The organism is Plantibacter sp. Leaf314 (assembly GCF_001423185.1).
Lineage (GTDB): Bacteria > Actinomycetota > Actinomycetes > Actinomycetales > Microbacteriaceae > Plantibacter.
The window spans coordinates 1-14,623 of sequence record NZ_LMOB01000002.1 but is presented as its reverse complement, the minus strand read 5'-3'; the positions used below and the strand labels follow the sequence as shown (position 1 = coordinate 14,623).

General features: G+C 69.9%; 13 protein-coding genes. 11 read left to right on the top strand and 2 right to left on the bottom strand.

All coding sequences use genetic code 11. From position 1 onward, the window contains the following. The first annotated feature begins 35 nt into the window (after positions 1–35). The 9 genes from ASF68_RS13325 (at position 36) to ASF68_RS13285 (ending at position 9,588) form a co-directional block, all read left to right on the top strand. Positions 36–1,289: a sensor histidine kinase gene (locus ASF68_RS13325; protein WP_056012041.1), complete on the top strand. Its 1,254-nt coding sequence runs from the start codon at positions 36–38 to the stop codon at positions 1,287–1,289. After that, positions 1,286–1,975 (top strand): response regulator transcription factor, encoded by a 690-nt coding sequence (locus ASF68_RS13320; protein ID WP_056013352.1) that lies wholly within the window; start codon positions 1,286–1,288, stop codon positions 1,973–1,975. Before ASF68_RS13325 ends, ASF68_RS13320 begins: the two co-directional genes overlap by 4 nt. 201 nt (positions 1,976–2,176) lie before the next feature. Then, positions 2,177–3,220, top strand: a complete 1,044-nt coding sequence (argC, locus tag ASF68_RS13315) for an N-acetyl-gamma-glutamyl-phosphate reductase (RefSeq protein ID WP_056012038.1) — start codon at positions 2,177–2,179, stop codon at positions 3,218–3,220. After that, the gene (gene argJ, locus ASF68_RS13310; RefSeq protein ID WP_056012035.1) at positions 3,217–4,389 is read left to right on the top strand and encodes a bifunctional glutamate N-acetyltransferase/amino-acid acetyltransferase ArgJ; all 1,173 of its coding nucleotides are present in this window, start codon (positions 3,217–3,219) and stop codon (positions 4,387–4,389) included. The genes argC and argJ overlap by 4 nt, the downstream gene beginning before the upstream one ends. A gap of 2 nt (positions 4,390–4,391) precedes the next feature. After that, positions 4,392–5,297 carry an acetylglutamate kinase gene (gene argB, locus ASF68_RS13305; RefSeq protein ID WP_056012032.1) on the top strand — a complete coding sequence of 302 codons (906 nt, stop codon included), beginning with the start codon at positions 4,392–4,394 and terminating at the stop codon, positions 5,295–5,297. Then, positions 5,294–6,478: an acetylornithine transaminase gene (locus ASF68_RS13300; protein ID WP_056012029.1), complete on the top strand. Its 1,185-nt coding sequence runs from the start codon at positions 5,294–5,296 to the stop codon at positions 6,476–6,478. The genes argB and ASF68_RS13300 overlap by 4 nt, the downstream gene beginning before the upstream one ends. A 35-nt stretch (positions 6,479–6,513) precedes the next feature. Beyond that, positions 6,514–7,455, top strand: coding sequence for an ornithine carbamoyltransferase (argF, locus tag ASF68_RS13295; RefSeq protein ID WP_056012026.1), 942 nt, complete (start codon positions 6,514–6,516; stop codon positions 7,453–7,455). Between the two features lie 69 nt (positions 7,456–7,524). Beyond that, a complete protein-coding gene (gene argH / locus ASF68_RS13290; protein ID WP_056012023.1) occupies positions 7,525–8,955 on the top strand; it encodes an argininosuccinate lyase in 1,431 nt (476 codons plus the stop codon). A gap of 15 nt (positions 8,956–8,970) precedes the next feature. Further along, positions 8,971–9,588 carry a DNA-3-methyladenine glycosylase gene (locus ASF68_RS13285; RefSeq protein WP_056012021.1) on the top strand — a complete coding sequence of 206 codons (618 nt, stop codon included), beginning with the start codon at positions 8,971–8,973 and terminating at the stop codon, positions 9,586–9,588. A gap of 8 nt (positions 9,589–9,596) precedes the next feature. On the opposite strand, the gene ASF68_RS13280 is transcribed toward ASF68_RS13285, so the two are convergent. Together ASF68_RS13280 and ASF68_RS13275 are read right to left on the bottom strand one after the other, a co-directional pair. Further along, positions 9,597–10,196, bottom strand: a complete 600-nt coding sequence (locus ASF68_RS13280) for a hypothetical protein (RefSeq protein WP_056012018.1) — start codon at positions 10,194–10,196, stop codon at positions 9,597–9,599. Then, the gene (locus ASF68_RS13275) at positions 10,193–10,825 is read right to left on the bottom strand and encodes a hypothetical protein (protein ID WP_056012015.1); all 633 of its coding nucleotides are present in this window, start codon (positions 10,823–10,825) and stop codon (positions 10,193–10,195) included. Before ASF68_RS13275 ends, ASF68_RS13280 begins: the two co-directional genes overlap by 4 nt. A gap of 166 nt (positions 10,826–10,991) precedes the next feature. On the opposite strand from ASF68_RS13275, the gene tyrS reads away from it, so the two are divergent. After that, positions 10,992–12,302 (top strand): tyrosine--tRNA ligase, encoded by a 1,311-nt coding sequence (gene tyrS / locus ASF68_RS13270; RefSeq protein ID WP_056012013.1) that lies wholly within the window; start codon positions 10,992–10,994, stop codon positions 12,300–12,302. 133 nt (positions 12,303–12,435) lie between these two features. Continuing rightward, a complete protein-coding gene (locus tag ASF68_RS13265) occupies positions 12,436–14,208 on the top strand; it encodes a PQQ-binding-like beta-propeller repeat protein (RefSeq protein WP_162239363.1) in 1,773 nt (590 codons plus the stop codon). Positions 14,209–14,623: the final 415 nt, after the last annotated feature.

Here is a 14,623-nt window from a genome sequence, read left to right as displayed (position 1 = left end):
GACGCATGGCTGCGCTTGAAGGACCTCGCTCATGGGTGAGTCGACACCGGGAACCGGTCGTCACCGTCGTCTGCGCCGTCGTCGGGCTCCTGTTCGCGCTGATCGGATTCCAGATCCCCTGGAGTATGGCGGCGACCCCGTCGACGGCGCCGGTGATGCTGGTCTTCCTCGCCGCCGTCCTGGTCGTGCACGTGTTCCGGCGACGCCGCCCGCTGACCATGCTCCTGCTGGGGGCGCTGATCACCCTCGCGGAAGCGCTGTCGACGGGCAGCAGCAGCGTCGGGGTCCTCGTCGTGCTGTCAGACCTCGCCTACGCCGCCGCGCTCTACTCACGGTCGCGCCTCGTCGACATCGCCGCCTTCGTGTGCACGGCGATCGCGGTCGCAGCGGTCAGCGTCTTCGCGGTCTTCTGGTTCACCGACGACGTCGTCGCGGCCGCGCGTCTGGACGGAGGCGTCCTGTTGGGTTCGCTCATCACCGTCCCCGTGATCCTGGCCAGTTCGATCTGGTTCGGCAGGATGGTGCGGTACCCGCGCCTCGAGGCGGAACGTCAACGGGAGCGTGCCGACACGATCGCGCAGGCCGCCACCGCCCTCCGCCAGGACGCCGTCACCCGGGAACGGCTCGAACTCAGCCGCGAACTCCACGACGTCATCGCCGGACACCTGTCGGCGATCGCCATGCAGTCGACCGCGGCGCTGGAACGACGGACGCCTGCCGACGAGGCGACCCTCCGTCACACCGTGGAACTCGTCCGAGCCGGCAGTCTGGAAGCCTTGGCGGACATGCGCACGATGATCGACGTGTTGCGTGGGGACCCCTCCGCAGACGTGCCGGTATCGGCGCCCGACCGTCTCACCGGCGAGCAGATCGCCCGTGCGGTCGACGTCGCCCGCGCCAGCGGTGTCGAGATCGACCTCCGGATGCCGGGGGACGCGGCGCTCGCCGAGGTCCCGGCGCAGACGTCGATCGTCGGACTGCGGACCCTCGTCGAGGGGCTGACGAACGCCGCGAAGCACGCGCCGGGCGCGCGGGTGCGGGTCGAGATCTCGCTGCCGCCGGGCGCACTCTCGGTCGTGCTCAGCAATCCGCTGCCGTCGTCGCCGGTCGCATCGGCCCTCGTCGGTTCCGGCGGCGTCGGCCTCGTCGGCCTGGCGGAGCGGGCGCGGCTGGTGGGAGGGGACCTCACCGCGGGCCCTCACGGTGCCGAGTGGCGGATGTCGGTGACGGTGCCGACCGGGATGCTTCGAACGCCGCCGGCCCGGGTCACCGCGGGGGTGACGACATGACGATCTCCGTCCTGATCGCGGACGACCACGCGGCCGTCAGGGCCGGGTTGGGTGCCCTGCTCGCCGAGCCGGACGACATCCTGGTGGTCGCCGAGGCGGTGGACGGGGAGTCCGTCGTCACCCAGGCCACCCGCTACCGGCCGGACGTCGTCCTCCTCGACGTGCAGATGCCGCGGGCCTCCGGCATCGACGCGATCCCGGCCATCTTCGCCGCGGTCGACCCGCCGCCGGCGATCATCGTGCTCACGACCTTCGCGATCGACCGCTACGTCGACGACGCGCTCGCCGCCGGGGCGAACGCCTTCCTCGTCAAGACGGTCTCGGCCGCCGGCCTCGTCGATGCCATCCGTCGTGTCCATGCGGGGGAGGCGGTCCTCGCTCCCGAGGTCACACGCCGGGTACTCGACCGTCTGGCGGCATCGAGCCCTCCAGTCGTCACCGGTCCGGTCACCGTCCACCCGGGACTGGCCGCCCTCACACCGCGGGAGCGGGAGGTGCTCGCGCAGCTCCGAGCGGGACTGAGCAACGCGGGGATCGCCGCCGCGCTGAGCCTGTCGGAGGCGACGGCGCGCACACACGTGTCGCGGATCCTCGTGAAGCTGGATGCCCGGTCCCGGGTCCAGGCGGCGCTCATCGCGGAGCGCGCGGCGTCCGGTCCGGATTCGTCCGCATCCTCGTCGCCGTAGTACGCTCTCGGCATGGCACGTTTCCAGGCACAGGGTTCTTCGCGGGCGATCACGCTCCGCGCCCTCCGCCGTCGCGTGTCCACGCGCTCCACCGCAGAGCGACGCTAGGCGACCCCGATGCCCGCACGGTCCACGAGACGGTGCAGTCGTCCAGGAGTCGCCGCCTCCGCCACCCGAGCGTCCACTCAATAAGGTAGAGCCATGTCCTTCTCTGTCGCCGTCGCCGGCGCATCCGGTTACGCAGGAGGCGAGCTGCTTCGGCTGCTCGCCGACCATCCCGACTTCGAGGTCACGACGGTGACCGCGCACGCGAACGCCGGTCAACCACTCATCGACCACCAGCCACACCTCCGATCGCTCCGGCATCTGGTCCTCGAGGCGACGACGCCCGAGGTCCTGGCCGGGCACGACGTCGTCTTCCTGGCCCTGCCGCACGGCAAGTCGGGGGAGGTCACCGCCTCGCTCCCGCCCGAGACGCTGGTCGTCGACTGCGGAGCCGACCACCGGCTCGTCGATGAGGGCGACTGGGACGCGTTCTACGGCGGCGACTACTTCGGTGCCTGGGCGTACGGCGTGCCCGAACTGCAGACCACCACCGGCCGGGGCCGCGACGCACTCGTCGGCGCCAAGCGGATCGCCGCCCCCGGGTGCAACGCGAGCACGGTCGCCCTGTCGCTCGCGCCGGGCATCGCCGCCGGCGTCATCGAGCCGCTCGACCTCGTGTCCGTGCTCGCGGTCGGCCCGTCCGGCGCCGGCAAGAGCCTGAAGCTCAACCTGCTGGCGAGCGAGGTGCTCGGCTCCGCGAACCCGTACGCGATCGGCGGAACCCACCGCCACATCCCCGAGATCACGCAGAGTCTGCGAGCGGCGGGAGCGGACGTGGCGACCATCTCCTTCACCCCGGTCATCGTGCCGATGTCGCGGGGCATCCTGGCGACCTCGACGGCGCGGATCGTCCCGGGCACCACGGCCGCACAGGTGCGCGCCGCGTGGGAGTCGGCCTACGAGGGCGAACCCTTCGTGCAGGTCCTGCCGGAGGGGGCCTTCCCGCGGACGGCGGACGTGCTCGGTGCTAATACCGCGCTCATCGGGCTGGCGGTCGACGAGGCCGTCGGACGCGTGGTCGTCGTGACCGCCGTCGACAACCTGGTGAAGGGGACCGCCGGAGCGGCGATCCAATCGGCGAACCTCGCACTCGGACTCCCCGAGTCGACCGGCCTCAGTGTGAACGGAGTGGCACCGTGAGTGTGACAGCAGCAGCAGGATTCGTGGCGGCGGGGGTCGCTTGCGGCCTGAAGACCTCGGGCGGGCTCGACCTCGCCATCGTCCAGAACGTCGGACCGCTGCAGCATGCGGCGACGGTGTTCACGAGCAACCGGTGCAAAGCGAACCCCGTCCTCTGGAGCGAGCAGGTCATGGAGGACGGCATCGTCTCGGCCATCGTCCTGAACTCCGGTGGCGCGAACTGCTACACGGGGTCGCGCGGGTTCCAGACCACGCATGCGACGGCGGAGTCGGTCGCGGAGCGCCTCGAGGTCTCCGCGGGCGACGTCCTCGTCTGCTCCACGGGACTGATCGGCGAGCAGCTCGACCTCGACAAGCTGACCGCCGGCGTCTGGGATGCGACCCGGGCGATCACGATGGAGGGTGGCGCCGGTGAGGCGGCCGGCCTCGATGCCGCGACCGCGATCATGACGACCGACACGAAGCCGAAGCAGGCGACGCATCGATCGGCCGACGGGTGGACCATCGGCGGGATGGCCAAGGGAGCCGGCATGCTCGCGCCAGGGCTGGCCACCATGCTCGTCGTCATCACGACCGACGCGGTCCTCGAGCCGGCGGAACTCGACCGCGCCCTCCGGAGCGCGACGCGGGTCACCTTCGACCGTCTCGACTCCGACGGCTGCATGTCCACCAACGACACCGTCTCATTGCTCGCCTCCGGGGCGAGCGGAGCGACCCCGGACCTGCCCGACTTCATCGCGGCACTCACCGAGGTCTGCCGCGATCTCACCCTCCAGCTGCAGGCCGACGCCGAGGGCGCGGCCCACGACGTCGCCATCGAGGTCGTCGGGGCGTCCTCAGAGGACGACGCCGTCGAGGTCGCTCGTGCCGTCTCGCGCAGCAACCTGTTCAAGGCCGCCGTCTTCGGCAACGATCCGAACTGGGGTCGCGTGCTCGCGGCCGTCGGGACCACGGGCGCCGCATTCGACCCCTACGGGATCGACGTGGCGATGAACGGTGTCCAGGTGTGTACGGCGGGAGAGCCCGATCAGCCGCGTGAACTCGTCGACCTCGCTCCCCGTGCCGTGCACGTCCTCATCGACCTCCACGCCGGCGAGGCGGGCGCGACCATCTGGACGAACGACCTCACGCACGACTACGTGCACGAGAACAGCGCGTACGCGAGTTGACGATGACGGAGTACCGAGACAACTCGCCCGAGGAGGCTGCCATCAAGGCGGCCACCCTCATCGAATCCCTGCCCTGGCTGAAGGCCTTCCGCGACCAGACGATCGTCGTGAAGTTCGGCGGCAACGCCATGGTGAGCGACGAACTCGCCCAGGCCTTCGCCGAGGACATGGTCTACCTGCGCTATGCGGGGCTCAAGCCCGTCGTCGTCCACGGTGGAGGACCCCAGATCTCCGCCATGCTGGAACGCCTCGACATCCACAGTGAGTTCCGCGGCGGATACCGGGTCACCACGCCGGAGGCCATGGACGTCGTCCGGATGGTGCTCACCGGCCAGGTCAACCCTGAGCTCGTCGGCCGTATCAACGAGCACGGTCCACTCGCGGCCGGCCTCTCCGGTGAGGACGCCGGCCTGTTCGGCGGACGCCGTCGTTCCGTCGTCGTCGACGGGGAGCCCGTCGACATCGGCCTCGTCGGCGACGTCGTGACCGTCGAACCCTCGTCCGTGCAGGCCTACCTGGACGCGGGCAACATCCCGGTGGTGTCCTCGATCGCTCCAGACCTCGACCACCCCGGACAGACGCTCAACGTCAACGCGGACGCCGCCGCCGCTGCGCTCGCCGTGTCACTCGGCGCGGCGAAGCTCGTCATCCTGACCGATGTGGCCGGTCTGTACAGCGACTGGCCCGACCGTGACTCGCTCGTCTCGCGGATCACGACCACGGAGCTGCGGCAGATGCTTCCGAGCCTCGAATCCGGCATGATCCCCAAGATGACCGCCTGCCTCGACGCCGTCGACGGTGGCGTCGCGAAGGCGGCCATCATCGACGGCCGCGTGCCGCACTCCATCCTGCTCGAGGTGTTCACCCAGAACGGCTCCGGCACCGAGGTCGTCCCGGAGGACTCATGAGCGACTGGAAGTCCCGCGTCGAACGGGACATGATGCGTACGTTCAACACGCCGATCGCGATGTTGACCCGAGGCGAGGGCTGTCACGTCTGGGATGCCGAGGGCAACCGCTACCTCGACTTCCTCGCCGGGATCGCGGTCAACGCGCTCGGACACGCGCACCCGGCCTTCGTCGGCGCCGTCACCCGGCAGGCGAGCACGCTCGCGCACGTCTCGAACTACTTCTCGACTCCGCCGCAACTCGAGCTCGCCGCCCGGTTGAAGCGGCTGGCGGGTGCCGACGACGGCGGTCGGGTGTACTTCGCGAACTCGGGTGCCGAGGCGAACGAGGCGGCGTTCAAGCTCGCGCGCCTGAATGTCGGCGACGGTTCCCGGACTCGGGTGCTGACCCTGGAGAACTCCTTCCACGGGCGTACCTTCGGCGCGCTCGCGTTGACGGGCAAGCCTGCCCTGCAGGAGGCGTTCCACCCGCTTCCCGGGGGAGTCGAACACATCCCGACGACGATCGAGGCGCTGGAAGCGGAACTCGATGATCGGGTGGCCGCGCTGATCGTCGAGCCGATCAAGGGCGAGGCCGGCGTCATCGACCTCCCGGACGGTTACCTCACCCGAGCCCGCGCGCTCACCGAGGCGCACGGGGTGCTGCTGATCATCGACGAAATCCAGACCGGCGCCGGCCGCACGGGGGAGTGGTTCGCCTTCCAGCGCGCCGGCATCATCCCGGATGCGATCACCGTCGCGAAGGGCATCGGTGGTGGTATGCCGATCGGCGCGCTGGTGACCTTCGGTGCGGCGTCCGAGCTGTTCGGACCCGGCCAACACGGCAGCACCTTCGGCGGCAACCCGCTCGCCACGGCGACGGCCAACGCGGTGCTCGAGGAGATCGAGCGTGCCGGTCTCGTCGAGAACGCGGCCGTCCGCGGCGAGCAGCTCCGGGCGGTGATCACGGCCATCGGATCACCCCTGATCGAGGAGGTCCGCGGACACGGCCTCCTCATCGGCATCGGCCTCAGCGCACCCGTGGCGGCGGAGCTGTCCGCCGCGGCGTTCGAGCGAGGCCTCATCATCAACGCACCGAACGCGACGAGCATCCGCATCGCACCCCCGCTGATCATCGGCGACGCCGAGATCGACGAGTTCACCACGCGTTTCCGCGCCGCGCTCGACGCCGTCCAGGCCTGACCGGCCACCGACCCTCACGAACAGGACTCTCAGTCATGACCCGTCACTTCCTCCGCGACGACGACCTCAGCCCGGCCGAGCAGGCCCAGATCCTCGATCTCGCCACCGAGCTCAAGCGGGACCGCTGGTCCCGTCAGCCGTTGGCCGGCCCGCAGACCGTCGCGGTCATCTTCGACAAGTCCTCCACGCGCACGCGGGTGTCCTTCGCCGTCGGCATCGCCGACCTGGGTGGGTCCCCGCTCATCATCTCGACGGCGAACAGCCAGCTCGGCGGCAAGGAGACGGCGGCGGACACCGCTCGGGTGCTGGAACGCCAGGTCGCGGCGATCGTCTGGCGCACCTACGCGCAGTCCGGCTTGGAGGAGATCTCCGCTGGAACGACCGTGCCCGTGGTCAATGCCCTGTCCGACGACTTCCACCCGTGCCAGCTGCTCGCCGACCTCCTCACCATCCGTGAGCACAAAGGCGGTCTGGCGGGGCTGACGATGTCGTTCTTCGGAGACGGCGCGAGCAACATGGCGCACTCCTACCTGCTCGCCGGCGCGACCGCCGGCATGCACGTGCGGGTCGCGGCGCCCGCGGAGTTCGCTCCGTCGCCGGATGTCGTCGCGGACGCGGAACGCATCGCCGAGACGACGGGCGGGTCGATCCTCGTGACGACCGACCCGGACGAGGCCGCAGCGGGCGCCGACGTCATGATCACCGACACCTGGGTGTCGATGGGCAAAGAGGACGAGAAGGCACAGCGTGTGGCGATCTTCGGCGGCTACCGGGTCGACCGGAGACTCATGGGGCTCGCCGCCGCCGACGCCGTGTTCATGCACTGTCTGCCGGCCGATCGCGGCTTCGAGGTCGAGGCCGAGGTGATCGACGGCGAGCAGAGCATCATCTGGGACGAGGCGGAGAACCGCCTCCACGCGCAGAAGGCCCTGCTCGTCTGGCTGCTGGAACAGCAGCACACCGGTTCCGTGGCCTGACCCACCACCGCTTCAGCCACATCGACCCGTCCGGAGCGCTTCGGACGCGAGCAGTACAGGAGGCCCATCGTGGCAGAACAGCAGAACCGTGCAGGCGAATCGGGAGCCCTCTGGGGAGGACGGTTCGCGAGCGGACCGTCGCCGGAGCTCGCGAGGTTGAGCAAGTCGACGCAGTTCGACTGGGTCCTCGCCGCCTACGACATCGCCGGCTCCCGCGCCCACGCGAAGGCGCTGGCCGCGGCGGGCTACCTGGACGACGCCGAACTCCGCGACATGCTCGCCGCGCTCGACCGACTGGACGCGGATGTCGCCGAGGGCGTCTTCGTCGCCGCGGAGAGCGACGAGGACGTGCACTCCGCGCTGGAACGTGGCCTCGTCGAGCGGGCGGGGAAGGAACTCGGCGGGAAGCTGCGCGCCGGCCGCAGCCGCAACGACCAGATCGCCACGCTCGTCCGGCTCTACCTGATCGATCACGGCCGGGCGATCGCCCGCGAGGTCGTCCACCTGATCGATGCGATCGTCTCCCAGGCGGAGGCACACCCCGGCGCGGCGATGCCCGGCCGGACACACCTGCAGCACGCCCAGCCGGTGCTGCTCGCGCACCAGTTGCTCGCGCACGCCTGGCCGCTGACCAGGGACCTGGAACGGCTCCGTGACTGGCTGGCCCGAGCGAGTGCGTCACCCTACGGATCCGGAGCACTCGCCGGGAGTTCGCTCGGCCTCGACCCCGTGCTCGTCGCTCGGGAGCTGGGCCTCGATCGCCCCACCGAGAACTCGATCGACGCGACGGCGAGTCGCGACGTCGTCGCCGAGTTCGCGTTCATCACCTCGCTGATCGGGATCAACCTGTCGCGGTTCGCCGAAGAGATCATCGTGTGGAACACCCGCGAGTTCGGCTTCGTGACCCTCGACGACGCCTATTCGACCGGCTCGAGCATCATGCCGCAGAAGAAGAACCCCGACATCGCCGAACTCGCCCGAGGGAAGTCCGGCCGGCTGATCGGCAATCTGACGGGGCTGCTGGCGACGCTCAAGGCACTGCCGCTCGCGTACAACCGCGACCTGCAGGAGGACAAAGAGCCGGTCTTCGACTCCGTGAACCAGTTGGAGGTCCTGCTCCCGGCGTTCACCGGGATGGTCGCGACACTGCGGTTCGACACGGCGCGTCTGCGCGAGCTCGCGCCTGAGGGCTTCTCGCTCGCGACGGACGTGGCCGAGTGGCTGGTGAAGCAGGGGGTCGCCTTCCGGGACGCGCACGAGATCAGCGGGGCCCTCGTCAAATACTGTGAGGAGCGGGGCTTGGCCTTGCACGAACCCGACGACGCCGCGCTCGCCGGCGTGTCCGAGCACCTCACTCCTGAGGTCCGGAGCGTCCTGACGGTGGACGGCTCGATCGGCAGCCGACTCGGTGCTGGTGGCACGGCGCCGGAACGGGTGCAGGACCAGCTCGTCACGCTCGTCGGCCGGGTCGGCGCGTTGTCGCAGGCCCTCACACTGTAGGCGGCGCCGGGTCTCATGACGGCGGCCGGTGCGTTGCACGCGTTGACCTCGGCGTCGGCCTTGGAGGTCGCGCCGGCGCTGCTCGGCGCGGTGCTGTCCCACACGACGCCGGAGGGCACCGTGTCGGTCAGGCTGACCGAGGTCGAGGCCTATCTCGGCGTCGGTGAGGATCCCGGCTCGCACGCCCATCGCGGACCCACACCTCGGACGGGTCCGATGTTCGGTGCGCCAGGCCACCTGTACGCGTACTTCAGCTACGGCATGCACGTGTGCATCAACGTGGTGTGCTCGCCGGTCGGAACCGCGTCGGCGGTGCTGCTGCGAGCCGGAGAGGTCGTCGGAGGCGAGGAGCTCGCCCGACGGCGTCGAGGCGAGCGCGTGTCCGCCCGTGACCTCGCCCGAGGGCCGGCACGGCTGACGGTCGCCCTCGGCGTGACGCTCGCCCAGTCCGGCGACGACCTCGCCGCTCCGCCGTTCGACCTCGCCTTGCCGCAGCGGGTGTCGGATCCGGTGAGCGGGCCGAGGACCGGTGTCAGCGGGGTCGGCGGTGGCGCGGCGTATCCGTGGCGGTTCGTCCTTCCCGGGGAGGCGACCGTCTCGCCCTATCGTCGGTCGCCCCGGGCCGCCGACTGACGAGCGGCTCAGCCCCGAGCGATGACGAGGATCGACGCCACGCCTGCCGCCCAGAGGAGGCTGGCCAGCGAGCCGATGATGAACCGTTCGCGTGCCTCGGCCGAGTCCAGCTCGCTGAAACGGCCGACGCCCTTGACCGCAACGATGACGGCGATCGCCTCCGGATAGCCGGAGAACAGGGCGGCCACGAGGGCGAGCCGTTCGAGGACGCCGATGGCCATCCCGCCGCGGAGGACTTCGATCGGACGGCCGACGACCTGCGACTCGCCCGTGTGCCGTTCTCCCACGAGGATGCCGCCGTGGACACCGGGTGCCACGGTGCCCTTCGTCGCGAGCGAGAGCACCAACGACGCGACCGGCCCGCCGCCCGCGACCGCCACGGCGAGGACGAAGGTGCCGAGGAGCAGGAGGGCCGGGCCGCTCGGCGGGGTGGCGGGGACGAGGGCCGTCGCGAGCGCGCCGGTCGCCATCAGGACGGCGAGGGCGACCATGAGCCGGTTCGCCAGCCGCGCGGCGAGCAGCCGCCCGAGCAGGAGGAAGAGCAGGGCGCTCCCGAGGAGGCCGACGATGGTCGGCCAGATGAGCGGGGTGAGCACGAAGAGGTTCATCGCTCGTCCTTTCGATCGACGGAATGGGGGGTGTCCGAGTGCTGGTCGAGCTCGACCAGGAGTCGGACGAGCGCGGTGGTCGCCGCGGCTTCGGCCCGGATGCCGGCCGCGGCCACTCGGCGGCTCACGGAACTCTCCGTGATCCCGAGCCGTTCCGCCGCCTCCGTCTGCGTCGCACCCGAGGCGAGGAGGTCGGCCACCTCCCAGCCGCCGGCGGTGCGGCGGTCCCGGAGGTGCAACAGGAGGACGATGAGTGCTTCGAGGTCGGCGCCTCGTTCCCGGTCGGCGGCGTCCAGCGCGAATCGGAAGGGCGCGCGCTTGGCGCGGGTGACGGCGTCCCTCGCGGCGTAGAAGGCCTGCCCGGTGGCCGCGCGGGTCGACTCGGGAAGCGGTCGGCGGACGTCTCCTTGACCGACGCCCACGCTCCATCCCCGGTCACGCAGCAGGTCGAGGGCGATCGTGAGCGCCAGCTCGGCGTCCTCGGTGGCGAGCTGGAACTCGTCGCCCGCCGTCCGTTCCGCGGGGAGGAGGAGACGGTCCCGGAACCGCTCGTTGACGGCGTCGATGACGGTTCCGGCGCGGTCCGGGCCGGTCCGGCTGGCGATCTGGTCGACGGTGAGGACGAACACGGCATTCCTCCCGTCAGTCGGTTCACGCTCACCGTAGACCCTCCATGCAGGAATTTCAACAACTCGCACGACTGAGAGGAAATACCGCAAGTCGACGAGCGGGTCCTGGTACAGCGCCGCCCTCGATCGATCGGGCGGTCGACCCGGCGCTGATAGCCTTGCACGCGTGTCGAACCTCGCTCTCCCTGAACAGCGCAACGATCCAGCCTTCGAGGACATCTGGGACGAACTCGTGTGGCGCGGGCTCGTCCACGTGTCGACCGACCAGCAGGAGCTGAAGGCTCTGCTCGCGGGAGACCCCATCACCTACTACTGCGGGTTCGACCCCACCGCGGCGAGCCTGCACCTCGGCAACCTCGTCCAGCTCCTCGTCATGCGTCGCCTCCAGCTGGCCGGTCACCGGCCGCTCGGACTCGTCGGCGGGTCGACGGGGCTCATCGGCGATCCTCGGCCCACCGCCGAACGCACCTTGAACACCCCGGACACGGTCGCCGAATGGGTGCAGTCGTTGCGCGCCCAGATCGAACGCTTCCTGAGTTTCGAGGGCGACAACGCCGCTCGTATGGTCAACAACCTCGACTGGACGGCGCCGTTGTCCGCGATCGACTTCCTGCGTGAGATCGGGAAGCACTACCGCGTCGGCACGATGATCAAGAAGGACGCCGTGAGTGCGCGGCTCAACTCCGAGGCGGGCATCAGCTACACCGAGTTCAGCTACCAGATCCTCCAGGGCATGGACTACCTCGAGCTCTACCGCGAGTACGGGTGCGTGCTGCAGACCGGCGGAAGCGACCAGTGGGGCAACCTCACGAGCGGCACCGACCTCATCCACCGGGTGGAGCGGGCGAACGTCCACGCGATCGGGACCCCGCTCATCACGAACTCCGACGGCACGAAGTTCGGCAAGAGCGAGGGCAACGCGGTCTGGCTCGACCCGAGCATGACGAGTCCGTACGCGTTCTACCAGTTCTGGGTGAACACCGACGATGCGGACGTCGTCGCCCGCTTGAAGGTCTTCACTTTCCTCGACCGGTCCGAGATCGAGCGATTGGCGGCCGCGACCGAGGCCGAACCGTTCAGGCGTGAGGCGCAGAAGACGCTCGCCTACGCCGTCACCGCGCTCGTCCACGGGACGACGGCCACGGACGCCGCCATCGCCGCGTCCGCCGCGCTGTTCGGGCAGGGCGAGCTCGAGGCACTGGACGTGGACACGCTCCGCTCCGCCGTCGCAGAGCTCCCGAACCGCGCCACCGGCGAGGACACCCTGGTCATCCAGGCACTGGTCGACACGGAACTCTGCTCGAGCCTCGGCGAGGCCAGGCGCGCGGTCACCCAGGGGGGCGTCTCTGTGAACAACCGGAAGATCGACGATGTCGACGCCACGCTTGCGGGTCGGTTCCTCCCCGGTGGGGTGGCCGTGATCCGTCGCGGTAAGCGGACGCTCGCCGGGGTCTTCCTGGACGACGCGTCCGCCTGATCCGCCGACCACGGCGTCGCGATCGTCGTCGAATCTGAGAGGGATGCTCCGAGTGCAGCTCTGCGAGGCGTGCGGGACCGAGATCGTCGATCGTCGCGACGGCGTGTGCCCGAGCTGTGGCAGCATGCTGCCCGTGCGATCGGAAGAGCTCTCGGCGAGCGGGGCCGACACGGACGCTGAGACGGCGGGCGATCTCGGGACGCAGGCCGAGACCGAAACCGAGATCGCGCCGACGTCCGGGACGGCGTCGACGGACGAGCCGACGCCGTCGACCGGTGCGGTCGACCAGGACGGGACCGCCGCTGTCACTCCCGGCGGGGTGCCCTCCCCGGAGACGGACTCGTCTGAGGCACCCGCACCCGCACCCGCGCCCGCGACGTCTGCACCGCCCACGTCCCCGGAGGTCTCGTCCTCAGCCGCCGAGCTGCCTGCGGCGACGGCGCGGGACACGCTCCCTGCGACCGCGACGGGGGAGACGGTGGAGGTGGGCACCACCGGCCCCCGCGTCGTCTGGCATCCCGACTCGTTGCCGGCTTCGGCCAAACGGGTCCCCTCGCGGCGTCGATGGTTCCTGCTCGGTGGGATCGCCGCAGCCGTGGTCGCCGCGATCGTGGTCGTCGTGCTCATCGTGGTCGCGTCCGTCCCGCACCGCGTCGAAGGGCTGGCGTTACTGCGCGACCTCCCGACGAAGCCGACCGTCGGGACCTGGGATCTCGCCCACCCGCTCGACGACGAGGTGCCCGCGGGGGACGAGCTGTACGTGAACGGGTACACGGCGAGTCCGAGCACGGCGCTCCTGGTGTGGTCGACCGACCGGCCGCTGGATCAGACGAGCCTCGACGACGCCCCCGGTGAGACGGTGATCTCCCTCGTGAACACCGCCAACGGGCACACGCTCTGGGACCGCCGTGTGACCGAGCTCTCCCCGGAGTTCGACCGGTTCGACGCCCCGGTGGTCGTCTCGCCTCCCGATGCTGCCGCCATCGTGCTCAACCAGGGCGACCTCATGGTCGCGGTGAGTCGCCGCGACGGACACGTGGTCTCCACGTCGCAGGAGCATTCGAGTGTCGAGGGGATCGGCTTCGCGGACTTCGCCGCACCGGCCGCCTTCGTCCCGGGGCTCGAGGGGGACCTGCTGATCTCGTCGACCACCACGGACGGCAGGGGAACGGTCGGTCGGTACCGGTCGACGGATCTGACCGAGCCGATCTGGGAGATCGAGGGCGACGCCGGCGAGCGGGCGACCACCGCCGGCGACAAGCTCTTCTACGACGGAGCGGTCTACTCGCTCACCGACGGCTCGCCGATCGCCTGGGAGGGTGACGACTCCTGGTACTACCAGCAGGTCGGTGGTGATCTCGTCGCGATCGACTACTCCGGCAACGACACGACCATCCGTGGGGTTGACGACCGCACCGGCGCCGAGCGGTGGAAGGCGGCCGGGGCGTTGCCGGTGGTCCTCGATGCGACCGGTCTCCTGGTCGTGGCCGACCAGTCGGGGGAGCGGGTGCGTCGTCTCGACCCCGGATCCGGCGAGGTCGAATGGCGCAGTGGACTCATGAGCACGTGGGACGGCGCGTACACCGTCGGCGACACGATCATGCTCAGCGACGGTGACGGCGGGTACACCGGCGTCGATGCCGGCAACGGGGAGGTCCGCTACGAGGAACAGGACGCTGAGGGCAGCCTCGTCGGATACGGCGAGCGGACGCTCCTCCTCACGTTGGACGGCGGGCTCGTCGGGATCGATGCGATCACGGGTGAGCGGAGCTGGTCGGTGGCGTCCGCCGGTGACGAGTACACGTTCACCGCCCTGGGTGGGAGCCCGCTGGCCGTCGCTTCGGTCACCGCTGCCGGTTCGGACACCCCTGCGGTGAGGGGCATCGGAGACGATGGCAAGCGGTGATCCCCATGGATTCGGGCGACACGCCCGGGATGCAATGGCGATTTGCCACGACCTGGCGGTCTGCGTAGAGTAATCACTCGTCACCCCAAAGGTGCGGGAAGCGGAAGAGCTTCCCGGCCTCAAGTGGGACCGACACCCAGCCAAAAGCTGAGCGTCTCGTCGTGAGCAAGACTCACACTTGAGATTGTCTCGCTTCAAGACTAGGTTGGAACTTCCCAGATCTCGGGTCATCGAGACGGTGAGGATCCGGTGGGCTTCGGCTCAACGAGATCGACTCTCGCTCGACTTGACAACAATCGAAGAAGTGGTAAGTTAGAGAAGTTGCCCTGCAGGGCGGTCGTGATGGCCAAAGGCAGGAGCATCCGATCCTTGAGAACTCAACAGCGTGCACAATGTCAAATGCCAAAAACCTCGT